At 63.0% G+C, this 26,114-nt stretch carries 25 protein-coding genes and 1 tRNA gene; 13 read left to right on the top strand and 13 right to left on the bottom strand.

What is annotated here, in order from left to right:
- The first annotated feature begins 64 nt into the window (after positions 1–64).
- On the top strand, positions 65–520 hold the full coding sequence (locus tag QZ650_RS04910) for a peptidylprolyl isomerase (protein ID WP_292519619.1): 456 nt from the start codon (positions 65–67) through the stop codon (positions 518–520).
- 4 nt (positions 521–524) lie between these two features.
- Here QZ650_RS04910 and polX read toward each other — a convergent pair whose 3' ends face one another.
- Complete coding sequence (gene polX / locus QZ650_RS04905) at positions 525–2,258, bottom strand: DNA polymerase/3'-5' exonuclease PolX (protein WP_292519622.1); 1,734 nt, start codon at positions 2,256–2,258, stop codon at positions 525–527.
- 4 nt (positions 2,259–2,262) lie between these two features.
- On the bottom strand, positions 2,263–4,002 hold the full coding sequence (locus QZ650_RS04900) for an ATP-dependent DNA ligase (protein WP_292519624.1): 1,740 nt from the start codon (positions 4,000–4,002) through the stop codon (positions 2,263–2,265).
- Between the two features lie 92 nt (positions 4,003–4,094).
- On the opposite strand from QZ650_RS04900, the gene QZ650_RS04895 reads away from it, so the two are divergent.
- The 3 genes from QZ650_RS04895 to QZ650_RS04885 all read left to right on the top strand — a co-directional run bounded on the left by QZ650_RS04895 (position 4,095) and on the right by QZ650_RS04885 (position 9,337).
- Entirely contained in the window at positions 4,095–5,414 is a 1,320-nt protein-coding gene (locus QZ650_RS04895) for an acetyl ornithine aminotransferase family protein (RefSeq protein WP_292519626.1), read from the top strand.
- A gap of 4 nt (positions 5,415–5,418) precedes the next feature.
- Entirely contained in the window at positions 5,419–7,008 is a 1,590-nt protein-coding gene (locus QZ650_RS04890; RefSeq protein ID WP_292519629.1) for an aldehyde dehydrogenase family protein, read from the top strand.
- A gap of 205 nt (positions 7,009–7,213) precedes the next feature.
- Entirely contained in the window at positions 7,214–9,337 is a 2,124-nt protein-coding gene (locus tag QZ650_RS04885; RefSeq protein ID WP_292519631.1) for a catalase, read from the top strand.
- Positions 9,338–9,400: 63 nt separating this feature from the next.
- Here QZ650_RS04885 and QZ650_RS04880 read toward each other — a convergent pair whose 3' ends face one another.
- Positions 9,401–9,838: a DUF3887 domain-containing protein gene (locus tag QZ650_RS04880; protein WP_292519633.1), complete on the bottom strand. Its 438-nt coding sequence runs from the start codon at positions 9,836–9,838 to the stop codon at positions 9,401–9,403.
- Between the two features lie 113 nt (positions 9,839–9,951).
- Here QZ650_RS04880 and QZ650_RS04875 point away from each other — a divergent pair, with 113 nt between their 5' ends.
- Positions 9,952–12,567: a PAS domain S-box protein gene (locus QZ650_RS04875; RefSeq protein ID WP_292519635.1), complete on the top strand. Its 2,616-nt coding sequence runs from the start codon at positions 9,952–9,954 to the stop codon at positions 12,565–12,567.
- A gap of 45 nt (positions 12,568–12,612) precedes the next feature.
- Here QZ650_RS04875 and QZ650_RS04870 read toward each other — a convergent pair whose 3' ends face one another.
- From QZ650_RS04870 to QZ650_RS04845, 6 genes are all read right to left on the bottom strand, one after another.
- Positions 12,613–15,030, bottom strand: a complete 2,418-nt coding sequence (locus tag QZ650_RS04870; RefSeq protein ID WP_292519637.1) for a PAS domain S-box protein — start codon at positions 15,028–15,030, stop codon at positions 12,613–12,615.
- Positions 15,027–16,835 (bottom strand): PocR ligand-binding domain-containing protein, encoded by a 1,809-nt coding sequence (locus QZ650_RS04865; protein WP_292519639.1) that lies wholly within the window; start codon positions 16,833–16,835, stop codon positions 15,027–15,029. The genes QZ650_RS04870 and QZ650_RS04865 overlap by 4 nt, the downstream gene beginning before the upstream one ends.
- 350 nt (positions 16,836–17,185) lie before the next feature.
- Entirely contained in the window at positions 17,186–18,220 is a 1,035-nt protein-coding gene (locus QZ650_RS04860) for a hypothetical protein (RefSeq protein ID WP_292519641.1), read from the bottom strand.
- A gap of 193 nt (positions 18,221–18,413) precedes the next feature.
- Entirely contained in the window at positions 18,414–18,854 is a 441-nt protein-coding gene (locus QZ650_RS04855) for an ester cyclase (protein WP_292519643.1), read from the bottom strand.
- 257 nt (positions 18,855–19,111) lie between these two features.
- Complete coding sequence (locus QZ650_RS04850) at positions 19,112–19,396, bottom strand: Rid family hydrolase (protein WP_292519646.1); 285 nt, start codon at positions 19,394–19,396, stop codon at positions 19,112–19,114.
- A 383-nt stretch (positions 19,397–19,779) separates the two neighbouring features.
- Entirely contained in the window at positions 19,780–20,163 is a 384-nt protein-coding gene (locus QZ650_RS04845; protein WP_292519648.1) for a hypothetical protein, read from the bottom strand.
- Positions 20,164–20,954: 791 nt separating this feature from the next.
- Between QZ650_RS04845 and QZ650_RS04840 the strand changes: the two genes are divergently transcribed.
- The 7 genes from QZ650_RS04840 (at position 20,955) to QZ650_RS04815 (ending at position 22,949) form a co-directional block, all read left to right on the top strand.
- The gene (locus QZ650_RS04840; RefSeq protein ID WP_292519651.1) at positions 20,955–21,257 is read left to right on the top strand and encodes a nucleotidyltransferase family protein; all 303 of its coding nucleotides are present in this window, start codon (positions 20,955–20,957) and stop codon (positions 21,255–21,257) included.
- Positions 21,241–21,417, top strand: coding sequence for a HepT-like ribonuclease domain-containing protein (locus QZ650_RS04835; RefSeq protein ID WP_292519653.1), 177 nt, complete (start codon positions 21,241–21,243; stop codon positions 21,415–21,417). The genes QZ650_RS04840 and QZ650_RS04835 overlap by 17 nt, the downstream gene beginning before the upstream one ends.
- Positions 21,418–21,458: 41 nt before the next feature.
- Positions 21,459–21,557 carry a HepT-like ribonuclease domain-containing protein gene (locus QZ650_RS11860; protein WP_292519655.1) on the top strand — a complete coding sequence of 33 codons (99 nt, stop codon included), beginning with the start codon at positions 21,459–21,461 and terminating at the stop codon, positions 21,555–21,557.
- An 84-nt stretch (positions 21,558–21,641) separates the two neighbouring features.
- Positions 21,642–21,791, top strand: coding sequence for a hypothetical protein (locus QZ650_RS04830; protein WP_292522469.1), 150 nt, complete (start codon positions 21,642–21,644; stop codon positions 21,789–21,791).
- A 94-nt stretch (positions 21,792–21,885) separates the two neighbouring features.
- A complete protein-coding gene (locus QZ650_RS04825) occupies positions 21,886–22,164 on the top strand; it encodes a hypothetical protein (protein WP_292519657.1) in 279 nt (92 codons plus the stop codon).
- A gap of 148 nt (positions 22,165–22,312) precedes the next feature.
- The gene (locus tag QZ650_RS04820; protein WP_292519659.1) at positions 22,313–22,642 is read left to right on the top strand and encodes a nucleotidyltransferase family protein; all 330 of its coding nucleotides are present in this window, start codon (positions 22,313–22,315) and stop codon (positions 22,640–22,642) included.
- On the top strand, positions 22,602–22,949 hold the full coding sequence (locus QZ650_RS04815; RefSeq protein ID WP_292519661.1) for a DUF86 domain-containing protein: 348 nt from the start codon (positions 22,602–22,604) through the stop codon (positions 22,947–22,949). Before QZ650_RS04820 ends, QZ650_RS04815 begins: the two co-directional genes overlap by 41 nt.
- 12 nt (positions 22,950–22,961) lie before the next feature.
- Here the strand turns inward: QZ650_RS04815 and QZ650_RS04810 are convergent, their stop codons facing one another.
- The 3 genes from QZ650_RS04810 to QZ650_RS04800 all read right to left on the bottom strand — a co-directional run bounded on the left by QZ650_RS04810 (position 22,962) and on the right by QZ650_RS04800 (position 24,263).
- The gene (locus QZ650_RS04810) at positions 22,962–23,276 is read right to left on the bottom strand and encodes a hypothetical protein (RefSeq protein WP_292519664.1); all 315 of its coding nucleotides are present in this window, start codon (positions 23,274–23,276) and stop codon (positions 22,962–22,964) included.
- 249 nt (positions 23,277–23,525) lie between these two features.
- Positions 23,526–24,056 (bottom strand): NYN domain-containing protein, encoded by a 531-nt coding sequence (locus tag QZ650_RS04805; protein WP_292519666.1) that lies wholly within the window; start codon positions 24,054–24,056, stop codon positions 23,526–23,528.
- Positions 24,057–24,178: 122 nt separating this feature from the next.
- A tRNA-Leu gene (locus QZ650_RS04800) sits at positions 24,179–24,263 on the bottom strand.
- Between the two features lie 190 nt (positions 24,264–24,453).
- On the opposite strand from QZ650_RS04800, the gene QZ650_RS04795 reads away from it, so the two are divergent.
- Positions 24,454–24,903, top strand: coding sequence for a cupin domain-containing protein (locus QZ650_RS04795; RefSeq protein ID WP_292519668.1), 450 nt, complete (start codon positions 24,454–24,456; stop codon positions 24,901–24,903).
- 14 nt (positions 24,904–24,917) lie between these two features.
- Here the strand turns inward: QZ650_RS04795 and QZ650_RS04790 are convergent, their stop codons facing one another.
- Positions 24,918–26,099: a PLP-dependent aminotransferase family protein gene (locus QZ650_RS04790; RefSeq protein WP_292519670.1), complete on the bottom strand. Its 1,182-nt coding sequence runs from the start codon at positions 26,097–26,099 to the stop codon at positions 24,918–24,920.
- Positions 26,100–26,114: the final 15 nt, after the last annotated feature.

Here is a 26,114-nt window from a genome sequence, read left to right as displayed (position 1 = left end):
GATCCGGGCCCGGCCGGCACCCATAAATAGGAGCCCGGGATCACCACCCCGCCGGTGAAGCAGTATGGCACAGGCAAAGGAAGGCGATACCGTCAAGGTACACTACACCGGAAAACTGGAAGATGGCACGGTCTTTGACACCTCAACCGAGCGAGAACCCCTGGAGTTCACCATCGGCAACGGAGAGATCATATCCGGGTTCGAGCGGGTCGTGGTCGGCATGGAGCCGGGCGAGACGAAGACCGCCACGATCCAGCCCGAAGAGGCATACGGTCCGCGCCGTGACGACATGACGCTCACCGTGGACCGGGGACAGTTCCCCGAGGAGATCAAACCCGAGCCGGGCCAGCAACTCCAGATCCAGCAGCCGGACGGCCGGGCCGCCATCGTCACCGTCAGCGACGTCTCGGAGTCGACCGTGACGCTGGACGCAAACCACCCCCTCGCCGGGAGACCCCTGACGTTCGATATCCAGCTCGTGGATATCGTGAGGGCTGTACAGGAACAGGCGGCCGGGTAACCCCCTAAGACCGAAGCAGTCTTCGCAACTCCGAAAGCGGCCGGGTGTTCGCGATATCCCCGGCCGAGAGCCACCCCCGCCGGGCGGTCGCGACCCCGAACTCCATGAAGCGGAGGTTCTCCCGGTTATGCGCGTCCGACCCGAGCGAGAACCGGACCCCCGCCTCACGCGCCGAGCGGGCGTTGACGTCCGAGAGGTCCAGCCTGCCCGGGAAGGCGTTGATCTCCATCAGGACGCCGAGCGTTGCCGCGGCGTCAAAGACCGCCGGGAGGTTGATCCGGTAGGGCTCCCGCGCAAGAAGGATCCGTCCCGTCGGGTGGCCGATGATGTCGACGTGCTCGTTTCCCATCGCCGTGATGACGCGTTCGGTCAGTTCCTCCTCGGTCTGCTTGAACCCCGAGTGAACGCTCGCAACCACGACGTCGAGGTCGGCGAGGATGCTGTCCGGGAGGTCGACCGTGCCGTCCATACCGATGTTGCACTCGGTCCCGGAGAGGAGGGTGAACTCGCCGTCAGCCGCCCGGTTGATCCGCTCGATCTCGCGGACCTGGTCGGCCAGGCGTTCGGGGGAGAGGCCGCGGGCGATATGCAGGCTCTCTGCATGGTCGCATATGGCGATATACTCGTAGTCGAGCGCCCGTGCCGCCTCCGCCATCTCCTCAATGGAGTGGGCGCCCTCGCTCCAGCGGGTGTGGACATGGAGGTCGCCCCGGACCGCGTCGTAGCCGACCAGGTCGGGCAGCGTCCCGGCCCGGGCGGCCTCGATCTCGCCCCGGTCCTCCCGGAGTTCCGGCTCGATCCAGGCAAGCCCGAGGGCCCGGTAGACCCCGGCCTCATCCTCACCCGCGATCGTCCGGCCGCTCGCAAGGTCCGTGAGCCCGTACTCGTTCAGCCGCCAGTTCCGCGCGATCGCGAGCTTCCGCATCGCGATGTTATGCTCTTTTGACCCGGTGAAGTACTGGAGAGCGGCCCCGAAATGCCCGTCCTCCACCACACGGAGATCGACCTGGATCCCGGTCGCGAGGACCACCGATGTCTTGGTCGTCCCCCGGGCGAGGACCCGCTCGACCCCGGGGAGGGTGGCGAAGACCTCCATCACCTCTTTAGGGTCCGGGGAGGTCGCGAGGATGTCGACGTCCCCGATCGTCTCCTTTCTGCGGCGGATCGACCCGGCGAGGCTGACCTGCCCGACGCTGGATAGCGAGCGAAGCCGCTTCTCAATATCCCGGGCGACGGGGAGGATCTGCCCGAGGAGACGGCGTTCCTGTGCCGCCCGGCTCGCCTGGATGCTTGCCAGGATGTTCGCCTCCGTCTTCTCGGCAAACCCGGGCAGGTCCCGGATCCGGCCGGCCAACGCCGCCGCCTCCAGGTCGTCGACGGTCCGGACCCCGAGTTCCCGGGAAAGCGCGATCGCCTTCTTCGGCCCGATCCCGGGAAGCCGGGTCAGGTACTGCACGCCCTCGGGGAGTTCCTCGCAAAGGGTGGCAAGATACCCGAGACTGCCGGTCTCGACGATCTCGCGGACCTTTCCGGCGATGCCCTTCCCCACCCCGGGGATATCATCGAGGTCCCCTCTCCGCGCGATGTCGCCGATATCCTCCGGCAGCGTCTCGATCGCCTGCGCCGCCCGGCGATATGCCTGCGGCTTGAACCGGACACCCTTGATCTCCAAGAGATCGGCGACCTCGTAGAGGATCGCCGCGACCTCGATGTTGGTCACCCGTGAGAGCGTCTCCATGCCGCTACACCTCCCGCTGCCGGCCAAAGATCGCCGCGACCTCGGCGGTCGTCGTCGCCTGTTCCGGGCTTTTTTCGTCCCGCCACCGCACGAACCGTGGGAACCGCAGGGCAAGCCCCCGCCGCCGCGCCGGGTCCCAGTTGCAGGTATGGACCGGGCTCTCGGTGATCTCAAGGCCCAGCACCTCGACGACCTGGTGCGGCGCAAACCAGAAGTCGGGCACCGCCGGCGGGTTCACCATCACCCGCGCCGGCTCCCGGTCCACCCTCGCCCCGGCAAGCCGGCCGGGAAGATCCGCGAGGTCCCGGTCCGAGAACCCCGTCCCCATACCGCAGACCGTCTGGAAGAGGTCCTCCTCGTGGTTGTAGGCGGCGCAGAGGACCGAGCCGTAGGTCCCGGCCCGTCTCCCCCGCCCGGCGTTGCCGCCGACGATGACGAGATCGAGGGTATCGGAGATTCCGGGAGCGTAATCGCGCTTCCACTTGATCCACTGCCACTCCCGCGCCCCCGCCCGGTAGAACGAGTCGTCCGCACATGACTTGCAGACGATCCCCTCAAGCCCCCGCTCGATGCAGGCGAGGTAGAACTCCGTGATCCCGTCAGTATCCCCCGTCACGATCCGGTCGGCGGGGGAGATGTGGTCGTCGCGGCGAAGGACCTCCTCGAGCCTCGCCCGGCGGTCGGGGTAACTTTGGTGGAGATAGGACTCGCCGTTCGCGTAGAGGAGGTCGAAGGCCCGGTAGGTCGCGGGGATCTCACCCGCGACCTCGCTGACCCGGTGCTTCCGGCGCCGCCGCATCAGCGTCTGGAAAGGAAGGTAGGTCCCGGCCGCGTGGTCGAACGCAACCGCTTCGCCGTCGAGGATTGCCGTATCGGCCACGACGCATCGCCGGACGTGGCGGACGATGTCGGGGTACTGGGCGGTGACGTCGGTCAGCCGCCGCGAGAAGAGGGTGACGTCGTCGCCGTCCTTGTGCGCCTGAACCCGCTCGCCGTCGTACTTCTCCTCGACGGCGATGACGGGAGAGCCGATCCGTTCAAAGATCTCCGATATCCGGCCGACCCGCTGGGTGAGCATCGGCCGGATGGGGCGATGAAGGGTGACGGTGATCGCCCGGACCCCGGGCAGGCCCACCTCAAGAAGCGTCCGGGCCACGAGACCGATATCGGAGGAGATGTTGTAGGCGTGTTCGAGAGCCGGGCGCTCCGCCTTCGACCCCAGGAACCCCTCCGCCAGAGCGTCGAGTATGGTCATCTCCCCGACACCAAGCCGCATCTCTCCGGCGGCGAGCCGGACCAGGTAGCGCCGTTCCGGGGGCGGCGCGGCGGTAAGCAGCCGGGCGAGGATGGCCTTCTTCTCCTCGGCCGAGCCCGGGCCGGAGGCATGGGCGATCCGGGAGAGACCGCGGTAGACGTCGAGGACCGAGAGGTACCCCGTGGCAGGTGCCTCGATCAGCCGGGCGGCGGTGTCGCCGTAGTCGCCGGTCTCGCGCACCGCCGCCTCGACGTCGGAGAGATCAGTCCCGGCCGCAAGAGCAATCGCCGCCGCCACGGTCCGGTCCCCGACGCCCAGGTTCACAGCGCTGTAGCCGGGCGCGATCTCCCCGAGCACGAAGTAGCAGACGATCCCGATCTCGTCCAGGGCCGCCCCGGCAAGCAGCCGGGCGAGGAGCGCGATCATGCCGTTCCGGGACGGTGTCGACTCGAGCCGCCCAAAGCAGGAGGCGAGGGTTGCAAACTTCACGGTTATCCGTCTGTTCACTCGCGGGCCCTACTTGAACGTTGTGGTATCCGGCCCGGCGGGGGCTTTATGTATGACCGGGGCAGGGTAGGTGCATGGAGCCCCTGATCCGCATCAGACCCCCGGGCGAACGGGGCCGGGAGGTGCTGCGCCGGGACGCGGCGGTCATCTCCCCGTCGGTCACGCGGGAGTATCCCCTTGTGCTGGAGAAGGCAAAGGGCATGAACCTCTGGGACGTCGATGGGAACCGCTACCTCGACTTCACGGCCGGGATCGCCGTCATGAACACGGGCTGGAACCACCCGGATGTCGTCGCCGCGATCAGAGAGCAGGCCGACCGCCTCTCGCACGGGGCGTTCATGGACTTCTGCTCCGAGCCTCCCGTGCAGTGTGCCGAAGAACTGGTCGGGTTCCTCCCCGCGGGGCTCGACCGGGTCTACTACGCCAACTCCGGGGCGGAGAGTCTCGAAGCGGCGATGAAACTTGCCCGGCACCATTCGGGGCGGAACTACTTCATCGCGTTTCATCGCGGGTTTCACGGGCGGACCTACGGCGCCCTCAGTCTCACGGCCGGGAAGGCCATCCAGCGCCGCGGCTTCGGGCCGTTCCTCCCGGTGGTCCACGTCCCCTACCCCGACCCCTACCGTCCGTTCGGGGGCGATCCCGCCACCTGCGGCGCCGACGTCGTGGCGTACATCGAGGATACGGTCTTCCGGTTCGAGGTCGCGCCCGACGAGGTCGCCGCGATCGTCGTCGAGCCCGTGCTCGGGGAGGGGGGCTACGTCGTCCCGCCGCCGGACTTTCTTCCCCGGCTGCGGCGGCTCTGCGACGAGCACGGGATCCTCCTTGTGGCGGACGAGGTGCAGTCGGGGTGCTTCCGGACCGGGCGGTTCCTTGCCTCCACGCACACCGGGGTGGTCCCCGATATCGTCTGCCTCGGCAAAGCCATCGGCGGGGGGCTGCCGTTCGGGGTGACCGTCGCCTCAAGCGAGGTCATGGACTGGCCGCCCGGCTCGCACGCGAGCACCTTCGGCGGCAACAACCTGGCCTGCGCGGCATCGCTCGCCGTGATGAACCTTCTCCGCGAGGAGGGGTTCGGGGACCGGGTGACGGCCCGGGGCGATTACCTGGTCAAGCGCCTCCGCGAACTCGCGGAGCGCCACCCGGTCATCGGGGACGTCCGCGGCCTCGGGCTGATGGTCGGGATGGAACTCGTCCGGGACCGGTCCACAAAGGAGCCGGCACCGGACGAGCGGGGAATGGTTCTCCGGCGGGCGTTCGAGCGGGGTCTCGTCCTCCTCCCCGCGGGGGAGTCGGTGATCCGGGCGAGCCCGCCCCTGATCATCGGCGAGGAGGATATCGATACGGGGGTTGGAATCCTCGACCGGGCGCTGGAGGATATCAGGGGAGGTTGATGGTATGCAGGAGTCTGGAAGATTCACTTACGTCTCGCTCGAATCGGACGAGAGTTTTCACGGCGAGTATGAGGCCGCCCTGCTCGAGGTCGAGCGGGGGTTCGGGGAGCGCCACCCGATGTACATCGGCGGCCGGGAGGTCACCGCCGGCCGGGAGTTCGAGGCGCGGTCGCCGATCGACCCGGGCATCCTGCTCGGGACGTTTCCCGAGGGGGGAGAAGAGCACGCCCGGGAGGCGATCGCAGCGGCGAACGAGGCTTTCTTCGAGTGGAGCCAGCGGGACTGGCGGGAACGGCTCGCAATCATCAGGCGGACGGCCGATGCGATGGAGGACCGGCTCTTCCCCCTTGCGGCCCTCGTGACCTATGAGACGGGAAAGACCCGCTACGAGGCCCTGGCGGAGGTCGGCGAGGCGGTCGATATGCTCCGCTACTACTGTAACACCTACGAGCAGAGCAACGGTTACGTCTTTCCGATGCACTCTCCGGCGCCCGGGGAGGAGTGCCGGAGCGTCATGCGGCCTTACGGCGCCTGGGCGGTCATCTCTCCGTTCAACTTCCCGGTAGCGCTCGCCGCGGGCATGATCACCGGCGCGCTCCTGACCGGGAACACGGTCGTCTTCAAACCGACGAGCAAGACGCCGCTTGCCGGGGTGACCCTCTACCGGCTCTTTACCGGGTCCGGGGTCCCTCCCGGCGCAATCAACCTTGTGACCGGCCCGGGCGGCCCCTTCGGGGAGGTCGTGGTTGCCGACCCGGACGTCGCCGGGATCGCGTTCACCGGGTCGCGGGCCGTGGGGCTGTGGCTGGAGCGGGAGAGCGCCGCAACCCAGCCCTATCACCGGCCGCTGGTCACGGAACTGGGGAGCAAGAACCCGGTTATCGTCACCGCGAGTGCCGATATGGCAAAAGCGGTCGAGGGCGTGGCCCGGGGAGCCTACGGGTTTGCCGGGCAGAAGTGCAGCGCCACGTCCCGGGTCTATGTCCACGCATCGGTTGCGGAACGGTTCCTGACGGCGCTCCGGGCGAGGGGGGAGCGGATGGAGGTCGGCGACCCCCGGCGGCGGGAGGTCGCGTACGGCCCTCTGATCGACGACGATGCACGGCTGACGTTCCAGAAGGCGGTCGAGGAGGCGATCCGGGACGGCGGGAGGCTTGTTACCGGCGGGGACGTCCTCGATGACGGGTTCTACGGCCGGGGGGTTTACGTCCGGCCGACGGTCATCACCGGTCTTCCCCACAACCACCGGCTCTTCCGGGACGAACTCTTCGTCCCGGTCCTCCTGGTCGGGACCTTCGAGAGCCTGGAGGAGGCACTCCGCCTCGCAAACGCGACGGACTACGGCCTGACGGCCGGGATATTCGCAGAAGACCCCGAAGAGATCCGCTACTTCTTCGACCGGATCCGGTTCGGGGTCGTCTACGCCAACCGGCGCGGGGGGGCAACGACCGGAGCCTGGCCGGGCGCCCAGCCGTTCGGGGGCTGGAAGGCGAGCGGGTCGACGGGCAGGGGGGCGGGAGGGCCCTACTACCTCCTCTCGTTCGTCCGCGAGCAGGCGCAGACCCGGGTGACGGAACCGCCAGGCGGCGGGTGAGGTTCACGCGGGGAGAGCCGGGGTCCCAACAGGGCGTGGTTTCCTGCAGTATCCGTTCTACAGACGAATTCTCCTGCAAAGACCGCCCACCACGCCCATCTGTGGCATGCAGTTACTTTTATGGTGACCGCCCGGAATGTGGGCGACATGCCCGCCGGGGGATCAGCGGTACGACCGGCCGGGCACAGGGGTTGCAGGTGAGAGTATGGGTGAGAAGGGCAAGATACACAAGAAGAGCAAGCGGGAGCAGCTCGACCAATTCCGCCAGGACACGGAGCAGGAGTACCTGACGACGAACCAGGGCGTCAGGGTGAGCCATACCGACGACGCACTGAAGGCTGGCGAGCGGGGGCCGACGCTCCTTGAAGACTTCCACTTCCGCGAGAAGTTGACGCATTTTGACCACGAGCGGATCCCCGAGCGGGTCGTCCATGCCCGGGGGTCGGGCGCCCACGGCTACTTCCAGGTCTACGAGCCGATGACCGAGTACACGCGGGCGGCATTCCTCCAGGATCCGGCGAAGAAGACACCGGTCTTTGTCCGGTTCTCGACGGTCGTCGGGTTTCGGGGGTCGGCCGACACGGTCCGGGACGTCAGGGGGTTTGCGACGAAGTTCTACACCGAAGAAGGGAACTACGACCTCGTCGGCAACAACATGCCGATCTTCTTCATCGTGGACGCGATCAAGTTCCCCGACCTCGTCCACGCCATCAAGCCGGAGCAGCACCACCAGATGCCGCAGGCCTCCGCCGCCCACGACACGTTCTGGGACTTCGTCGGGAACCTGCCGGAGATCACGCACATGATCATGTGGGTCCTCTCGGACCGTGCACTCCCGCGGAGTTACCGGATGATGCAGGGGTTCGGGGTCAACACCTTCCGGTTCATCAACGCCGAGGGGAAGGCGCGGTTCGTCAAGTTCCACTGGCGGCCGCTGCTCGGCATCCACTCGCTGGTCTGGGACGAGACGCAGAAACTGGCCGGCAAAGACCCGGATTACAACCGCCGCGACCTCTGGGAGGCGATCGAGATGGGGGACTACCCGGAGTACGAGTTCGGGGTCCAGATGATTGAGGAGGAAGACGAGCATAACTTCGACTTCGACATACTGGACGCGACGAAGATCTGGCCCGAGGAGGACGTGCCGATCCGGTGGATCGGAAAGATGGTCCTGAACAAAAACCCGGACAACTTCTTCGCCGAAACCGAGCAGGTCGCCTTCTGCCCGGCGAACGTCGTGCCGGGGATCGACTTCTCAAACGACCCGCTCCTCCAGGGCCGGCTCTTCTCGTACCTGGATACCCAGTTGATACGCCTCGGCGGCCCGAACTTCCATGAGATCCCGATCAACAGGCCGCTCGCGCCAATCGCGAACAACCAGCGGGAGGGCTACCACAGGATGACAATCGATAAGGGGGTCGCGAGTTACTTCCCGAACGCGCTCGGCGAGAACAAGCCCCGGCCGGCCCGGGTGGAGGAGGGCGGCTACGCCCACTACCAGGAGAAGATCGACGCAAAGAAGGTCCGTGCGCGGAGCGAGAAGTTCAACGACCACTTCAGCCAGGCGAAACTCTTCTGGAACAGCATGTCGGATCCCGAGAAGGAGCATATCATCAAGGCCTTCCACTTCGAGCTCGGGAAGGTCTCGGACTTCGGGGTCAGGAAGAGGGTGGTCGACCTCATGAACAACGTCGACGGCGATCTCGCGATACGGATTGCTGAAGGGATCGGGGTGCCGCCCCCGGCGGAGAAGGGCGCGTCCTCCGGGACGAAAAAGTCGCCGAACCTCAGCCAGGAGAGGACCGTCATGGACACCATCAAGAGCCGGAAGGTCGCGATCCTCGCGATGGAGGGTTACAACCACGACGAGGTGATGCAGGTCAAGAAGGCGCTGAAAGACGCGGGGGCCCACCCGCAGATCGTCTCGCAGTTCCTCGGCACGGTCAAATCGGCCGACGGCAAGGAGATGGAGGTGGACAGGAGTTACGTCACCACCACCTCCGTCGTGTACGACGCCGTGTATGTCCCGGGCGGGAGGCACGCGGAGACCCTGAAGAACCAGGGCTACGCGGTCCACTTCGTCAACGAGGCCTTCAAACACTGCAAGCCGATCGGGGCGGTAGGAGAGGGGGTCGAACTCCTGAAGGTATCCGGCATCAAGGGCGTGGCCTTCGTCGATGCCAGTGCCGGGGGAGAGGCCGTCTCCGAGATGGGGGTCGTGACCTGCGGGAGCCAGGGAGATGTGAACTCGTTCGCCGAGCAGTTCAAGACAGCGATCGCCCGGCATCGCCACTGGGACCGGGAGATGAAGGAGCAGGTGCCTGCCTGAGGCAGATCGCTGCAAGAAGACGGGGGAGGACCTCCCCGGGGTTCATTTTTCTGATGGAACACTTTAACTGCGCAGTTTCGGCGAATTGAACCAGAGGCCGTCGAGCCGGTGCGACGGATCGTCCTTTTTGAAGACAAACCGGAGCGCCACCCCGTCCTCCCCCTCGAATTTCGCCCTGTAGGTGACGGCGATGTAGTCGCCGATCTCCGTGACGACAGGATCCCTCCGGGACTCATAGAGCCCGATCCGGGACGTCACGAACTCGCGGTTCTGCTCGAACGCGGCCTCGTCCAAGGCCTGCCGCATCTCCGGGCCAAAGTCGCGGGAGTACTTCGTGTAGTTGCCCTCGTTGAACCCCTGCATGACGTTCCCGGCGATCGGGTTGGCGTAGGCGAGCACCCCTGCCGCCTCCTCGCCGGAGAGCACCGTCTCCAGGCTCATGCAGCCGCAGGCCAGGACCGCGGCGAGGACCACCAGGAGCGAGAGATGGGATAGACGCATGATAGAGTGTCTCGGACCGGCAGACGATGAATGTAGGGGTCGAGCCGCCGGACATGTGAGGTATGCACCCATTTTTATAACGTCCCGGGTCATCTTAGGGATGACTGCACCCGATGAATCCCCCATCCCCGCTGCCGCCAGAACTACGATCCGCGCTGGCCGTACTTGACGCGCTCGACGAGGGGGCGCTCATCATCGATCGCAGCAACAGGGTGATCCTGGTCAACAGCCGGCTCGCGTCGCTCTTCGGCCTCGACCGGGACGCCCTCGGCGGGATCGATATCGACCGTTTCATGCACCGGCACCTCCCGGCGTGCACTACGGACGACCTCGCGGCAAGGATAACGGCACCGTTCCCGGACCGGCAGGTCTCCGCCGGTATCCCCTGCACCATCCGCACCCCGGAGGGCGAGGAGCGCAACCTCCTCATCTCCGGCAACCGGATCGAAGACGGGCTGCTCGGAGGTATGGGGGTCATCCGGTTCAGGGAGATCACGGGTGAGGCGTGTGCAAAACAGGAACTGTCCGGGTGCGCGGAGAAGTACCGGGCCATCTTCGACTCCCTTGATTCGGGGTTCTGCATCATCGAGATGATCTTTGATGCCGATGGCCGGCCGGCCGATTACCGTTTTATCGAGACGAACCTGGCATTCGAGAGGCTGACGGGGATGCGCGACGTGGCGGGCAGGACAATGCGGGAGCTTGCCCCGGGCCACGAAGAGCACTGGTTCGAGATCTTCGGCGCCGTTGCCCGGACCGGTGAGGCCAGACGCTTCGTCCAGACGGCAAAGTTCCTCATGGCCCGCTGGTACGAAGTCTATGCCTTCCCGTTCGGCAGGCCGGGGAGCAACCGGGTGGCCGTCCTCTTCAACGATATCACCGACCGGAGACGGGCGGAGGACGAACTCCGCGAGAACGAGGAGAAGTACCGGCAGGTTCTCGAGTCGATGGGAGCGGGGTTTGCGATCCTCGAGGCGATCCCCGGCGATGGGGGGGAGCCTATCGACTTCACCATCCTCGACGTCGACCCCGCCTATGAGAGCATCACGGGCTCAAAGCGCGACCAGATCGTCGGCAGGCTTCTCACCAGGGCCGTCCCGGGCATCGGGATGGCCTGGGCCGAGCGTTGCGCCGAAGGTCTGAGAACCGGCATTCCGGCGCGGTTCGAAGGCTACAACCCCGCCTGGGACCGGTGGTACAGCATCCACGCCGGCCCGATGCCCGGGAAAAACCGGTGTGCACTCATCTTCACCGATATCACCGAGCGCAAGCGCGCGGACATGGCGCTCCTCGCGAGCGAGGAGAAGTTCAGGGCTCTTGTCGAGCACTCCCTTGACGGCACGCTCATCCTTGACCCGCAGGGGAAGATCCTCTTTGCAAACCATGCCGCAGCCCGGCTCGCAGAGATCGAGTATCCCGACGAACTCATCGGGAGAAACGTCATGGAGTTTGTTGCCCCCGCGTCACAGGCCGACGCGCTCAGGGACTTTGAGCAGGTGGCAGAAGGAATCGACGCGTATGTCGCATGCTACGAGATCCTCACGGCGAGACAGGAGGAGCGGTGGATCGAGAGTCTCGGAAAGACCATTCTTTATAACGGCGCTCCGTCTATCCTCATATCGCTGCGAGACGTCACCGAGCGACACCTGGCCGAAGAGGCCCTGCGGGAGAGCGAAGAGAAGTACCGGACCCTCTTTGACAGCGCAGGCGACGCCATCGTCATCCACGATCTCGAAGGAAGGCTTCTTGACGTGAACAGGGTGGCGGTGGAGCGCTTCGGCTACTCGCGGGAAGAACTGCTGAAGAGAGATCTGGCGATGCTCACACCGCCGGAATTTTCCTCCCTGGCGCCTGAGCGAACCAGGGAGATTCTACGAAACGGCCACATGGTCTTTGAGACCGCCGACATCACCCGCGAGGGGAGGCGCATCCCCACCGAGATCTCGGCGCGCCTCATCACGTACCACGGAAAACCGGCAATCCTCGCCACCGCCCGGGATATCACCGAGCGGAAGCAGGCGGCGGAAGCGCTGGAGCGCCGCACACAGGACCTGATCCGGGCGAGCAGGGAGGTCGAGGCGGCACGCGACGAGGCGAACATGTACCTCGATATCATGACCCACGACGTCCGGAACGCAAACAACGTCTCGAGCATGTACGCCGACCTCCTGGTGGATTGCGCGGAAGGCGACCTGAAGGCGTACGCGGAGAAACTGCACGCCAGTATCGACCGGAGCACGGAGATCCTCATGAACGTCGCCACGATCCGGCGAGCCTCGGAGGAGCCGGGCAACCTCGGGCCGGTGGACCTTGACACAGTTATTCGAGAGGAGATGGAGAAGTTTCCCGGTGCATCGATCCGGTATCAGGGCGCTCGGATAAGGGTGCTGGCCGACGGCCTCCTCTCGACCGTCTTTAACAACCTGATCGGCAACGCCGCAAAACATGGCGGGCCGGCGGTCGAGATCACCATCCGGGTCGAGGAGCAACATGACGACATGCTGGTCTCGGTCGAGGATACCGGGCCCGGGGTGCCGGACGAGGTGAAGAGAAGGCTCTTTCGCCGGTTCGAGCGGGGCAGGGCCCGCAGGAGCGGCCAGGGGCTCGGCCTCTTCATCGTCCGGACGCTGGTCAAGCGGTACGACGGCAGGGTCTGGGTCGACGACCGCATACCGGGCCGGCCGGACTGCGGCGCGGCGTTCCGGTTTACGCTGAAAAGGGCGACGTGAACCGGCACGGAACACCGCACTCCCCTGACCACCGGGGAATATCCTTCATTCCGGGATCCTGTACCCCCCGCGGGGCACGAGCAACTCGAACCGTGCCCCCTTCCCGGGCTCCCCCGTCTCCGTGATGCTGATCCCCGTGATCCCGAGGATCTCCCGGATCAAAAAGAGCCCGAGCCCCGTGTTCTTCCCGACACCCCGGTAGAAGATCCGCTCCTTCTCTTCTGCAGGGATACCGGCCCCGTTGTCCTCCCAGACGAGGGTGAGGCCCCCGTTCTCCTCCGGCCGGTACCAGACGCGGACCCGGGTCGCCGACTCCCCGTGCCGGACCGTGTTGTCCATCAGGTTCGAAAAGACCGTTGCAAGCATCGGATCGGCGTAGACGGTAAGATCCCCGGCTTCGTCGTCAACCGGCAGCCCGTGGAGCGCCGCCGTCTGGATCACGCCAGAGACCCGTTGCCACTCCGGGGACCGGACGTCGAGATCCGTGTAATCCCGGGTGAACTCGATCTGGCGGCGTATCCGTTCTGCGGCAGTCTTCATCCGGGAGAGGTACCCCGCGATCTCCTGGCCCGGCCCGCTCTCCTCCGCAAGCGAGAGGTTGCCGAGCAGGATCGTCAGCTGGTTCAGAATATCGTGCCGGGTGATGCTGTTCATCAGGTTAAGTTTGCTGTTCGCGACCGCGAGGCTGTTCGTCTGCCGCACAAGTTCCTCCTCGTGATACGCGATCTCCCGCTCCATCTCCCTCTGCTTGGTGACGTCCAGCACGGTGAACGTCATGCCCCGGGAGAGATCCCCCGGATCAACGGGCGTGCTGGAGAGCACCACGTCGACGATCACACCGTCCTTGCGCACACAGCGGGTCGCAAGCGTGCACGTCCCGGCCTTCCGGATACCGGCATACATCTCCTGCACGAAAGACTCATACTCCGCGTCACCCGAATAGAACAGCCGCATGGGCCGGCCGATGAGCTCGTCGCGGGTGTAGCCAACGATATCGCAGAGCCGCGTGTTGACCTCCGTTAAGACTCCATCTTCAGCCATCCCGATACCGGTGGGGGCAGCACGGAATATGCTCTCCATCTTCTCTGCGGTCTCCCGCAACGCCTCCACGGCCCGTCTCTGCTCGGTGACGTCCAGGCAGTGCCCGATGTAGCCGAGGAAGTTGCCGTGGGTGTCAAATCGGGGAGAGGCGTCGTCCTGAATCCAGCGGTACTCCCCGTCGTGCCGCCGCAGCCGCAGGGTCATGCTGAACGGCTCGTGCCGGGCAAAGGCGCCCGCACTGATCCTGGTGCAGCGCGCACGGTCGTCCGGATGCACCCCCTCGACCCAGCCCTCACCCTTCTCCTGCTCAAGCGTCCGGCAGGTGAAGACAAGCCACGGCTCGTTGAAGTAGTCGCACATCCCGTCTGCTCCCGACCTCCAGATCAGCGCCTGGCCACGGTCTGCAAGGGTGCGGAAGTGCAGCTCGCTCTCCCGCAACGCCTCCTCGGCCTCCTTCTGAGCCGTGATGTCCTCCCACCCGCCGTACAGCCGTATCTCGCCGCCCCCGGTATCAGTACAGTTGGCCGAGACACGGAGCCACCGGACCGGACCATCCCGGCGGACGATCCGGATCTCATAGTGCGATGATGCGCCCGGAGAGAGCGAGAGGACCTCGCGTTCAAAGATAGCCTGGTCCTCAGGGTGGACGATCGCTTTCCAGCACCGCATCGCGACGATCTCCCCGGCGGTATACCCGGTGATCTCCTGCACCGCCCCGGCAATCCAGTCGATGGTGTAATCGCCCGAACTATCGAGGACGCATGAGTACGCGACGTCAGAGATGCTCTCGGAGATCCGCCGGTAGCGCTCTTCGCTCGCCTGGAGCCGGTGCTGGCTCCCGGCAAGGTCGTCGAAACTTGTCCGGAGTTCCTCCTCGATCGAGGCGAGCTGCTCGTAGGCCGCCTGGAGTTCGTCGTGCCGCGAGAGCAGTTCGAGTTCGGCGAGCTTGCGGTCCGTGATGTCGTGCACCATCCCAACAGAGCGGACGACCCTGCCGGACTCATCCCGCTGGTGCTCGCACCGTTCGATGACGTACCGGACCTCACCGGTACCGCCGAGAAGGATCCGATGCTCGACCTCCCAGGTCTCCGCCCCGTCCGCAATCGAGGCAGAGTACGTCGCATCGACCCAGGTCCGGTCGTCCGGGTGAACCAGCGCAAGAAACGCCTCGTAAGTCGGCGCATGCTTCGCGGGGTCAAGGCCGAGGATGCGGTAGACCTCGTCGGACCAGATCAACCGATCCGTCCTGCGGTCGAACTCCCAGCTGCCGATGTGGGCGATCTCCTGCGTCCGGCCGAGCCGATCCGCAGTCTCCTCAAGCGACCTCGTCAGGGCATCGCGTTCCGCAAGCGATCGGGCCAGCGTGATGTTGGTATAACTCAGACGCGAGATGAGGATGGCAAACTCCCTGAGGAAGGTCACCGCAGCATCCACGGATGCCCTGTCGAGGCGGGGAACGGCCCTGAACGCGGCGAGGTACCCCCCTCGTCAAACCCGCATCGCCGCGCCTGTGACCGGAAGACCTCGCAATCCGGTTCTTCGTCCTTGAAGAAGAACTGGCCGGCGTGCAGGTTGCCAAGATGCCTGCCGCCCACGATGATCGGCGTCACCATGTCCCACATGCCGTTGCGGCACCGGTAAATCTTCGACTCACCGGCGGCGATCTCTGCGGAGAGGACGGTATCACTCTCCACGCAGTGCCTGAAGGTATCGGGGTGGACCCGGTGATACTTCGTGCAGATCTCCTGCCACCCGGCGCCGATCAGCACCTGGCCGCGGGCATTGGAGATGCTCACCGGGATGTTCACGAGGGTGTGGAAACCATCGATGAGCGCCTGGACCACAGGCAGATCGATGATCTCGGCGAGGTCCAGGCTCCCGATATCCCCTTCGGGGGAGAGGATGCTCTCCAGTTTCTTCTGCGCACGGCTTTTGCTCTTCAGGAGCCGTTCCTGCTCCTGTTTCGCCTCGGTGACGTCTCTCCCGACCCCCTCAAACGCAACAACCCTTCCTGCAGCGTCGAAGACCGGGACGCTGCGGTGCTCGATCCAGACGACGCCTCCGTCTTTTCGTATCCACCGGAGCGTGAGCGGCCCTTCGGCAACCACACCCTCGTCAAGAGACGCAATCAGGCTGAGGTCGTCGGGATGGATGATCCGCTCCACGAAGTGCGCGTCAGCGTAGTAATCATCCGGCGTGTAACCGAGAATCCGGGTGACTGCCGGGTTCATGTACACGAACCGCATCTCCGGCAGGATCTCGACCAGGTAGATGATATCCCTCGCACTCTCTGCGAGGCGGCGGTAGCGCGCTTCGCTCTCTCTGAGACGCTGCTGGCTCCCGGCAAGGTCGTCGAAACTCGTTCGGAGTTCCTCCTCGACGGCGGCAAGCTGCTCGTACGCCCCCTGGAGCTCTTTATGCCTGCGCAATAGTTCGAGTTCGGCGAGTTTGCGATCGGTGACGTCGTGCACCATCCCGACGGAACGGACAACCCGTCCCGATTCGTCCCGCTGATGCTCAACCCATTCAACGACGTATCGGACCTCCCCGGTGTCGGCGCGAATGATCCGGTACTCTATCTCACGGTTGTCCTTTCCGTCAGCGCTCGATACGGAGCGCGCAGCCTCGACTGCGGCCCGATCGTCCGGATGGATACGCGCCAGGTAATCCTCGTGCGTTGCCGGCGGACTCCCGGGGCCAAGACCGTAGATGCGGGACAACTCGTCCGACCAGATCGTCTGCCTGGTGCCGGGGTCGAACTCCCATCTACCGAGGTGCGCAAGGCTCTGGGCCTTATACAGCATCTCCTGACTCTTGTGGTATGCCGCCTCCGCTCTCTGCCTCCCGGCCAGTTGCCGGACCGCGTTTGCAAGTTCGGCAAACTGCGCCTTCGGGTCGCCGCCTTTCTGGAGGTAAAAGTCGGCACCGTTGTTCAGCGCCTCGATTGCCACCTCCTCGCGTCCCCTGCCGGTGAAGATGATGAAAGGTACCCGGGATCCCGCCTCCCGGATCCGCTTCAGGAGAGCAATGCCGTCCATCTCCGGCATCTGGTAATCCGAGACGATCGCATCGTACCGCCCGGTCATGATCATGCGGAACGCCTCCAGGGGGCTTGCAGTGGTATCGACGGTGATGCCGCCCGCTCGCTCAAGGAAGACACGGCCGATATCGAGCAGTGCCTCCTCATCATCTACGTAGAGGATCCGGTCAGGGGTTGATGATGACATGCACGATGGCTCCTATATAGGGAAGGAATAAGGTATGTTTATTTGTTTCGAATTTATCAGTGCCACGTTAAGCCTGATACGGAAATATTACCAGTTATAATGCAACCTTTGAGTAAAAGAAGAGCGATGGTTGCACGGAGAATTTCCGCATCAAGCCGGGCCGCAGCCCGAGGAGTACCCATCTAGCGGCCTCGTTACGGGCGTACGACCCTCCGGTCTGCCATGCCGGGCCCGGCAGGTCCCGGAGCCGGTGCCGTTCGGGCCGGGTCAGGGCACCGTTGCGACCATCTCGATCTCGACCCTCGCCCCTCTCGGGAGGCCGGCGGCCGCCCGCGGATGCCGATCGGCCTCTACCCACGCCCTTCCTGCAGCAGGGTGGAGATATCTTTCTCGGTCCTGCAGAGGCGCACCATCGATTGCGCAATCCGGTATGGGTCAACCTCTTCACCGAAGAAGATCTGAAGCCCCGTCCATCCTGACGAGTCAGTAGCGAGTTCAATTCGTTGCGTCATCGGGATGGCCGCGGAGAGGTGCTCGCGGAGTCCGGGCAGGAAGTCCGCAACCTTCGGGTACTCCCTGTGCCTGACCCGTAACTCGATACTGATGGAGTCTCTCCAGTCGCGAAACTCGTAGTGCACCGCTGCCGGCCACCCTTCGCGGCATACGCGGACGTTCTCCTCGGTCGCGTGGGTTGAGAAGATCGGCAGCTTCATCTTCGAGAACGTCTCGACGATCAATCGGAGCCGCAGCCTCTGCCGCTTTATCTCCAGAGCCGCCTCCCCCGAGACCAGAAAGCGGGAATGGTAGAAATATTCATGCCTGCCGAGCCGGTAGCGCTCGACCACCAGCAACCGCAGGTCGAGATCACTGTGTTCGTTGAGGTAACTGAACTCACGGATAAGGTCATCCGGGGCAGTGTCGAGGACGATAATGCCCCGGATCCGCCCGGAACCCAGATCCGAGGCAAAGGTGCTCCTCACCTGGGCGAGCCGGGCCTCGGGGTTCTCTTCCCCCTCCGCACCGGCTATAGACTGGAATGTCTCCTCAAGAAGGCCTGCGGATCTCTCGTTCACCTCGTCGGGCGTAAGATTGCCCATCGCGGAGAGGTGATCGCAGAGCCGGCCGACTGCTTCACGCCGCGATTTCCCGTTCCGGGCCAGTTTCACCTCGACGATGACCGGCAGCCCGTTGTTATCGATGAGAAAGATATCGGCGAACCCACCCTCAAGCGGGAACTCCCGGCCGATCGTGACGAGCGCGGAATCCCCCCGGTCGACAAGGAGGACCGGGTGCCCGGCAAGGATCTCCTGCAGTTCGTACTCGTTCCTGAAGGGCTCCGGCTGCTGGGCCAGCTCGCTTCCTTCACCTATCCGTATCGCGGGCATTGAATCTCTCCATAGCGAATATGAGGGAGAGATTGATATGTTTATCAATAAAATCACCGGCAATGCGAGCATGAGCGAGTGAACCCATCTGGCCGCACGACCAAAAGAAGTGGTGGTGTCGTTACCACCCCCGGTGAGGAAGTCCGCCGCCTGCGTATCGAGGCAGAGTTCCGATTCGCAACCGACGATCAGATCATGCCGGAATCGGGATTTCCGGGATCCGTTCGATGCCGAGCTGCTGCATCAGACCGGCGGACTCCCATACAATCCATTCCTCTGCAATCTTGCCGTCGATGACCCGGGACACCGATATTCCTTGGAACGAATACTTCCGCCCGGTCGGCGGCCGGCCCCAGAGCCCGGTTCCGGAATCCGTTCCGCTCGATGTCCAGCAGGTCGTCACCAGATCGCCTTCGGCAACCTGACCCCTGACAGTGAGAATCTGGTCGGGGAATGCCTTCCAGTACGCCGCATTGATCCGTCTCCAGCCCTCCGCTCCTCCGCTGAATTTGTTCATCGGATCGTGCTGTATGTAGTCGCGGGCGAGCATCGATACGCCCATGTCCAGATCATGGGCTTTATAGACCTGCTCGTAAAACCTGCGTACAAGTGCCTTATTCTCCTCTATCGACATTACTACCACCATTTCACCCTTTCGGGCGGTCCACTGCGACGGCTGTGAGCGTCTTCGTCCGGGTGCTCTCGCATGTGCACGACCGCGTGTCTCCCGTTCACGCCGTCCCTGCAGGGTATTCGCTGTCGTCGGTCTGCATGCTCGATGAATGCCGGGAAAATGCACCGTGCCGTCCGGATGTCGCAGCTTGGGCGCAATAGGAATCCCCACTCCTATTAATGGTTTCCGGATAGGGGTTCGGTGTCGTCCCGGCCGGGTTACCGTACCCTCGCGACCATCTCGATCTCGACCCTCGCCCCTTTCGGGAGGGCGGCGACCTGCACCGTCGCCCGTGCGGGGTAGGGTTCCTGCAGGTATTCCCCATAGACGGCGTTGACCGCATCGAAGTCCGCGAGGTCCGTTACGTAGATCCGGGTCTGGACGACATCCGAGAAGTCGAGGCCGGCCTCGCGAAGCACAGCCCGCAGGTTCTCCATCGCCTGCCCCGTTTCGCCGGCGACGGTATCGGAGAGGTTGTCGGTCGCCGGGGCATCCTCCGGCATCAGGCAGGCACCTCATGGATTTTTACGAGTCGACGGGCGGCGTAGGTCCGGTCATCGCGGTATCCCCTGCAGAAGATGGTTCCGGCACGGCAGGCCCCGGCACCGGTGCGTTTCTGCCCGGGTCTGTTAGATCCACCGGGTCAAACGAGAGGTTGTGCAACGGTCCATTGCACTAACTTGATGGCGTAATGGTATTGGGGGCCGACGATACCCGGGAATGCGCCAATCCTCCAACCATCGGTTGGAGATCTGCAGGAGGAGTTTCTGGCATCGATGGTCTCTAGCGTATGGAATGTTGTCTTTGAGGCATGCGCCAGCCCTGAGAAACTCGCACAGCCTGTGCGAGATATCGGTTAGGTGAAAACTGTTAGTTTATTTCCCCATCACTGCGCCGCCTTCTTCTCCTGCACAGGGGGATTCTTGATCGTAATGTCGACTGACTTTGAGTTCTTCCCGCGAACCTCCACCTTATATGTTCCCGGCTCCGGGAACTTGTGCGCAAAGAACGTGTAGGTCTGGGGACCCTTGCCGGCAAGCTCCTGCTTCTTGCCGGCCAGCTTGCCGTTGATCCACAACTCCGCCGTGAAGAACGTGTCCCAGTTCGAGGAGGAGACACCCTCGTTGTCGAACCAGTAGCCGATACTTACGGAGACGTTCGGGAAGAAATACACGTTGCCCTTCTCGTCGCGGGCGCCGCCCGCGCTTCCGCTGACCGTTGCAGTTGCCTCGACGGCGTTGATGGTTGCAGGCCGATAGGTTGGTGACATGGCCCAGAGATTATAAAATAAGAATAATAATTTTCGCACCTGCGTGCTGCCGCCCGCAACCTCGCCGGGATGAGGGCCACTTCCGGTCCGATGTCGGGCGGCAGAGCTCGCGGTCTGCGCGGAGGGTGAGGGCGAGGCCGGCTCCTCATCACCTTCTGAAGACAGTTGCAATAGTGGTTGCAAAGGTGGTTGCAAAGAGATCCAGGATGATGGTTCTCCCAGGGATGAGGGGAATTTCCTGAATGATGGCGATATTGCAGAGATCTGTGCCGGTGATCCGGGGCCGTTTGCAACAAATCCCAGATCACACAGTTCGCCCGATCCTGCTCCACCGGAAGAACACCCTGATCGCCTGCACCCCCGGAGCACGCTATGTATTTCCGGAAACGTTGCAAATGAAAACAACAAAAATGATAATGATAGTTAGTTTTTGGTATATAACGGGTATGTAATCCACAGTGATCCCAGCATGTACACCACAATTCACAGAGCCGGGTCTTCCCTCTTCGTAAAACTCTAAATCGAGCACTGCATCGTTTTATCTTCTCGTATATCGCTTTTCCAGGTATGTAACCGGCATGTAATCGGCATGTAATCGGAAGTGTGATGTTCCGGGGAAAACTACCCGATCGATGTCGCCCGCGGCCGCATTCCCTCCGTAATACACTTCCAGGATCTTTGAGCCCGAACGGGTGTATAGGTACGGGAACGCGGGACATGATCCGGCACTGTGCTGAGGCCAGCAACCCGGGAAAAGCGTTATCCTGATGGGCGGGTAACAGGAGTATGATATGCTTACGGCTGATGGCATCCTCGGTGCGTTGGCGGAACACCGCGAACGGATCAGGAGGCTGGGTGTCCGGCGGATCGGAGTCTTCGGATCGTTTGCCCGGGGCGAAGAGAGCGATGAGAGCGATATCGATATCCTCATCGAGTTTGAAGAAGGAGGGCGCTCTTTTGACGCGTACATGGACCTCAAGTTCTTCCTCGAAGATCTCTTCGGAAGGAAAGTCGATCTCGTCGACCGCGATGCCATAAAACCGACTCTCGCACCGCATATCCTCAGGAGTGTTCGATATGTCCCGGGAGTATGACCTCTATCTCCGCGACATCCTTGAGGCCATCGGGAGAATTGAACGGTATACCCGGGGAATGGAATACGAGGAGTTCCTGGCAAACGAACTGGTGCAGGACGGAATAATCCGGAACCTCATGATCATCGGCGAGGCCGTGAAACTCATCCCCGACCGCTGAAATGCAAACATGCCGATATTTCCTGGAGAAAGATTGCAGGAATGCGGGATATCCTCATTCACGCATACTTCGGGATCCATAACGAGATCGTGTGGGATGAGTTGCACTTTCAGTGCAACTGCCTCAGATCTCCGATCTGAGGCATCATTAGAAACAAGATCCCGGAACTAGAGGTTGCAGTCAGGCAGATGCTTGATGACGAGGCTGCCTGATAGCCTTCTGCCGTGGTTCAGTGCCCAAAAACGGCTTATCCCGCAGACGTTGTCCGCCACGACCGCATGGTCGCCCTGAACAGGAGCCTCGCGACCGCGATGGGCGGGGTGGCGCCCCGGGGCAAAGAGACAGCAACGCCGGATAAGGAACCCCTCGCTTAACTAACTGCCTACAATCCTTTGATACGCCGATGGAGACATATCGGGGGAGCAAACAGGAAAAAACAATATCAGGTGGAGCTTCACATCACTTCATATGCCGATACGGTTAAAGATCGACGTCGGACACATCCTCGAGATCACTGACGAGTTCGAGCACATAGACGATCTCATCAACGCGGAGATCCAGCGGCGCGGCGGGATCCCGCCGGGGGTGGAGGCCTACGACGCGGTCGCCTTCCCGATCTTCGAGGCTCTCCAGGATCTTATCCGGAGTGAGTTCGGGGTAATCAAGGGGGAGGACCTCCGGGGCCCTCGGATGAAGGAGGTCGTCCACTCCTGGATCGAGGATCGGTTGGCAGAGATAGAGGGCTGAAACTGGCCAGGAGAAATTAGACCGCCGTTTACACTGCATCCGCTATAGAGGTTCAAGCACAGGTTCAGACCTGGAAAGCCGCTTCGTTCTTCAAAAGACTGATACGGGGTGAGTGTCATACTAACCAGCATAGTTACGGTCGGGCGCAATGGCAGGACGCACATTAACCAGGGCAGTACGGGAGATCATCGTCGCGATACTCACCAGGAACGACGCCGAGTGGATCGCGATCTTCGGCTCGTATGCGCGGGGATCTGCCGGCCCGGAGAGTGATATCGATATTTTGGTCCGGTTCGCTCGCAAAAAAAGCCTCTTTTCGCTCATCCGGATCGAGGACGAACTCGCCCGGGCTCTGGGCATGAAGGTGGATCTCGTCACCACGAACGCCGTGAGCCCGTACCTTGCCGATGCAATCTACCGTGATGCCGTGGTGATCTATGACGCCGGAGGACCTCGCATATCTCCAGCATATCCTTGATGCCATACTGAGCATCGAGGAGTTCTCCGAAGGCATCGAATCAGAAGAAGAACTCCGGAATCGCCGGCTGGAACGCGCCGGGATCGAGCGCATGCTGACCATTATCGGCGAGGCGGCAAAGATGGTATCGCCGGAGCTGCGCAAGGAGCACCCGGAGATCCCCTGGAGGGAGGCCGCGGGGATGCGGGATAAGATCGTCCACCATTACTTCGGTGTGGATTACGAAGCAATCTTCCTGACCCTGCGCGACGATCTCCCTGTCCTCAAGCAGGGGATCAGGACAATTCTTAGCGAGGCCGGACGCTAGATACTCTGGTTCTCACCCCCCGCCCAGCACCTTTACCAGCACCACCACCCCACCAACGACCCCGCCGGCCCCGGCGCTGACCGTCGATAACCGTCGTTCCTCGCCGGCCTTCTCTGCCCGCCACCCCTCCAACGCCCGGAGCCGGTGCTCAAACTCCTCGAGTCGCACCTTACGGTGCTCCTGCTCCGGCCCCGAAAACGCTTCGCGTTTTCTCAAACTCCGGTCCTTTGGACCATCGCACCCTGCGGCCCGTCGCGTCCGGCAGATCCACTTCACGTCCCGATTCGTCTCGTAGGCAAGTTCTCTGGTAGTCTTTGCATCGGTCATCCTGGTAACCCTCCTGGTGAACACCACGGCGGGGAAGAGAAAAAGCCTGGCCGTAACGGTTATATCAGTGAATCAAAGCCCAATCCAGGCTCTCGGGAGGTGGGGAGATCCTCGCGCACTCGAACTATTGGCGCCCCGGAGTTGCCATCAGGATATGGATATTCGAAAATATGCCCGCGAAGCAATGGAATCGATTCGATTGCGCCATGGACTGTAGGACACTTTCATTACACCGGGTAAGAGGAGAGATTAACTCCGTTGAACGGTCTCGAAGAAAGATTGGTTCATCTCGTATCTCTCATCGACTGCTGAGAGCAACTCGTCATGAACAGATTTCTTCGAGTAATAGAGGGTCGTAATCACCCCGGCGTCCTTTGCCGCCTCGATTGCCGGAACAAAATCGCTGTCGCCCGAAACGATGATCGCATGACCAATCTGGTGAGACCAACTCAGCCGCACCAGTTCCACAGCCATGAGGATGTCGACCCTTTTCTGCTCAAACGATCCATCGCGATTCTTGCGGAGTTTTCCAAGCCTCATCTGAAACCGGGGCAGGCTCTCGATGATATCCCGGAATTTACAGTAGTTTGCATAGCGGGCCTTCTCATCTTCGGTAGGTGGCTCACTCCGATACGGCATACAATCATAAAAATAGGTCCGCAACCGGTCCTTGTCACCGCAAGCAACATCACAAAATCTTTTAAAATCCACCTTTGTACCGTTGGGAATAACTTTGGATAAATATCCGTTATCGATGAAAACAGCGGCCCGATGTACCATAAATCACTAAAGGGCGACTTAGAAGAAGAAACTACCGTCCCAAATCAGGACGGTAGCGCGTATAACAGGTACACATTACGCCCTATGTTATAAGAGATTTTCGTTCCCTGATGAAAACAAAATGCGAGGGATGGGATTCGAACCCATGGACCCCTTCGGGAGTGGATCTTAAGTCCACCGCCTTTGGCCGGGCTTGGCTACCCTCGCTCAAAAAGATCCATTACCTATTGTCGATTGCAGGTATTAAGCCCGACGCCCGGCAACGGCCACGGCGGGGAGGGGGAGAGCGGCCAACCCCTGCCGCAGCCGGGAGCGGCCGGCCGGCCGGATGCACCGGGGCCAAAAGGTATTTCGGACCGGGCGGTATCTTCACCCAACCCGGAGTAACAGAGTTACCATGGAGACCGATCGTACCCCGCAGAGCGACGCGCCCGAGGTGCCCTACTGGCATGTCTGGACCGACGAGAACGGCGTGAGCCGCCAGGACCGTTGCCGGCTGACCGACTTCGCGTTCGCGAGCGTATCGGAGGGTGCGGCCCCGTCGTGGATCGAGCGGCTGAAGACCCCGGCCGCCCGCGTCGTCGTCCTCGTCCTCCCCGCGGGCTGGGTGGGGGAGTGGCACGAGAACCCGGAGCCGCAGTGGATCGTCTCCCTCTCGGGCCGCTGGTTCGTCGAGACCATGGACGGCACCCGCGTGGAGATGGGGCCGGGGGAACTCTCGTTCGGGAACGACCAGCATACCCGGAACCGCCAGGGCCACCGGTCGGGGACGGTGGGGACTGAGCCCGCGGTGCTGATGCTCGTCCAGGTGACGGAGGCCCCCGGCCGGCCCTGCCTCCCCAAATAGGGTGTGGCGCCGGTTCAGGCCGCGAGCCTTCGGACCACCCTCGCCAGCCGGTGGATCCCCTCGACGATCTCCTCCTCGCCCGCCGCCGAGAAGTTCAGCCGGATCGTATCCTCCCCGCCGCCGTCGACATAGAACGGCACACCGGGAAGGACCGCAACGCCCTCCCTGACACCCTCGCGGAAGAGTTCCATCGCCGAGACGCCGTCCGGCAGGGTTGCGGTCATGAACATCCCGCCCTCAGGCGTGGTGTGGGTCACGCCCGGCGGCATCAGGTCGTCGAGGAGGTCGCAGACCAGCCGGCAGTGCTCCCCGTAGACCGCCGAGACCCGGGCAACGTGGGCGTCAAGGTCGTGGGTCGAGAGGTAGCGGTGGAGGATCACCTGGGAGAGGAAGTTCGAGTGGAGGTCGGCAGCCTGTTTTGCGACGTTGAACTCCCGGAGGACCGGCTCCGGCGCGTATATCCAGCCGATCCGCATACCCGGCGCGACGGTCTTAGAAAACGACCCCGAGATCACCGTCTGATCCGGGAGGTAGCGCTTCACCGGCAGCCGGGGCTTCCCGTCAAAGAAGAGTTCCCCGAAAGCGTCGTCCTCGTAAAAGACCGTATCCGTCCCCTCGAGGATCTCCGCGACGGCCCGGCGCTTCTCCTGTGAATACGTCCTCCCCGAAGGGTTCTGTGAGTTCGGTATGCCGTAGAAGAACTTCGGCGCGTGGTCGTGGATAAGCGACTCGAACGCCGCGATATCCGGCCCGTCCTCCTCCAGGGGGACCGAATAAAAGTCCGGCTCGTAGAGGGAGAAGGCCTCGATCGCCCCGAGGTACCCGGGCCGCTCCATACCGACGGCGTCCCCCGGGTCGAGGAAGATCTTCGCGACGATGTCCAGGCACTGCTGCGAGCCGTTCACAATCTGGATCTCCTCGGGCGTCGCCGGAAGATCAAGTCGTCGCCGGTAACGGTCGGCGATGAACTCCCGGAGGGGCAGGTAGCCGTCCGTCGTTGTGTACTGGAGTGCTTTCTGCCCCATCTCATCAAAGACCTCACAGGCCGCCTCCCGGATTCCCTCGACATCAATAAAGGCCGAGGCCGGCAGACCGCCGGCAAACGATATCACCCCGGGGATTCCCGAGACCCGGAAGAGCTCCTCGAGGAACGACGCCGGGACCCGCCCCATCCGACCAGCGAACCGGTAGTTCATGATCGATCTTTAGGC

Source organism: Methanoculleus sp., assembly GCF_020696975.1.
In the GTDB taxonomy this organism is placed as follows: Archaea; Halobacteriota; Methanomicrobia; order Methanomicrobiales; family Methanoculleaceae; genus Methanoculleus.
Note: the sequence above shows the minus strand (reverse complement) of the source record. Positions and strands in the feature narration are given on the sequence as shown.

Bases quoted from the DNA above. Each gene is read 5' to 3' on its own strand.
- QZ650_RS04910 (WP_292519619.1), top strand. From the start codon at position 65: ATGGCACAGGCAAAGGAAGGCGATACCGTCAAGGTACACTACACCGGA.
- polX (WP_292519622.1), bottom strand. From the start codon at position 2,258: ATGGAGACGCTCTCACGGGTGACCAACATCGAGGTCGCGGCGATCCTC.
- QZ650_RS04895 (WP_292519626.1), top strand. From the start codon at position 4,095: ATGGAGCCCCTGATCCGCATCAGACCCCCGGGCGAACGGGGCCGGGAG.
- QZ650_RS04890 (WP_292519629.1), top strand. From the start codon at position 5,419: ATGCAGGAGTCTGGAAGATTCACTTACGTCTCGCTCGAATCGGACGAG.
- QZ650_RS04885 (WP_292519631.1), top strand. From the start codon at position 7,214: ATGGGTGAGAAGGGCAAGATACACAAGAAGAGCAAGCGGGAGCAGCTC.
- QZ650_RS04880 (WP_292519633.1), bottom strand. From the start codon at position 9,838: ATGCGTCTATCCCATCTCTCGCTCCTGGTGGTCCTCGCCGCGGTCCTG.
- QZ650_RS04875 (WP_292519635.1), top strand. From the start codon at position 9,952: ATGAATCCCCCATCCCCGCTGCCGCCAGAACTACGATCCGCGCTGGCC.
- QZ650_RS04865 (WP_292519639.1), bottom strand. From the start codon at position 16,835: ATGTCATCATCAACCCCTGACCGGATCCTCTACGTAGATGATGAGGAG.
- QZ650_RS04860 (WP_292519641.1), bottom strand. From the start codon at position 18,220: ATGCCCGCGATACGGATAGGTGAAGGAAGCGAGCTGGCCCAGCAGCCG.
- QZ650_RS04855 (WP_292519643.1), bottom strand. From the start codon at position 18,854: ATGTCGATAGAGGAGAATAAGGCACTTGTACGCAGGTTTTACGAGCAG.
- QZ650_RS04850 (WP_292519646.1), bottom strand. From the start codon at position 19,396: ATGCCGGAGGATGCCCCGGCGACCGACAACCTCTCCGATACCGTCGCC.
- QZ650_RS04845 (WP_292519648.1), bottom strand. From the start codon at position 20,163: ATGTCACCAACCTATCGGCCTGCAACCATCAACGCCGTCGAGGCAACT.
- QZ650_RS04840 (WP_292519651.1), top strand. From the start codon at position 20,955: ATGCTTACGGCTGATGGCATCCTCGGTGCGTTGGCGGAACACCGCGAA.
- QZ650_RS04835 (WP_292519653.1), top strand. From the start codon at position 21,241: ATGTCCCGGGAGTATGACCTCTATCTCCGCGACATCCTTGAGGCCATC.
- QZ650_RS11860 (WP_292519655.1), top strand. From the start codon at position 21,459: ATGCGGGATATCCTCATTCACGCATACTTCGGGATCCATAACGAGATC.
- QZ650_RS04825 (WP_292519657.1), top strand. From the start codon at position 21,886: ATGCCGATACGGTTAAAGATCGACGTCGGACACATCCTCGAGATCACT.
- QZ650_RS04820 (WP_292519659.1), top strand. From the start codon at position 22,313: ATGGCAGGACGCACATTAACCAGGGCAGTACGGGAGATCATCGTCGCG.
- QZ650_RS04815 (WP_292519661.1), top strand. From the start codon at position 22,602: ATGACGCCGGAGGACCTCGCATATCTCCAGCATATCCTTGATGCCATA.
- QZ650_RS04810 (WP_292519664.1), bottom strand. From the start codon at position 23,276: ATGACCGATGCAAAGACTACCAGAGAACTTGCCTACGAGACGAATCGG.
- QZ650_RS04805 (WP_292519666.1), bottom strand. From the start codon at position 24,056: ATGGTACATCGGGCCGCTGTTTTCATCGATAACGGATATTTATCCAAA.
- QZ650_RS04795 (WP_292519668.1), top strand. From the start codon at position 24,454: ATGGAGACCGATCGTACCCCGCAGAGCGACGCGCCCGAGGTGCCCTAC.
- QZ650_RS04790 (WP_292519670.1), bottom strand. From the start codon at position 26,099: ATGAACTACCGGTTCGCTGGTCGGATGGGGCGGGTCCCGGCGTCGTTC.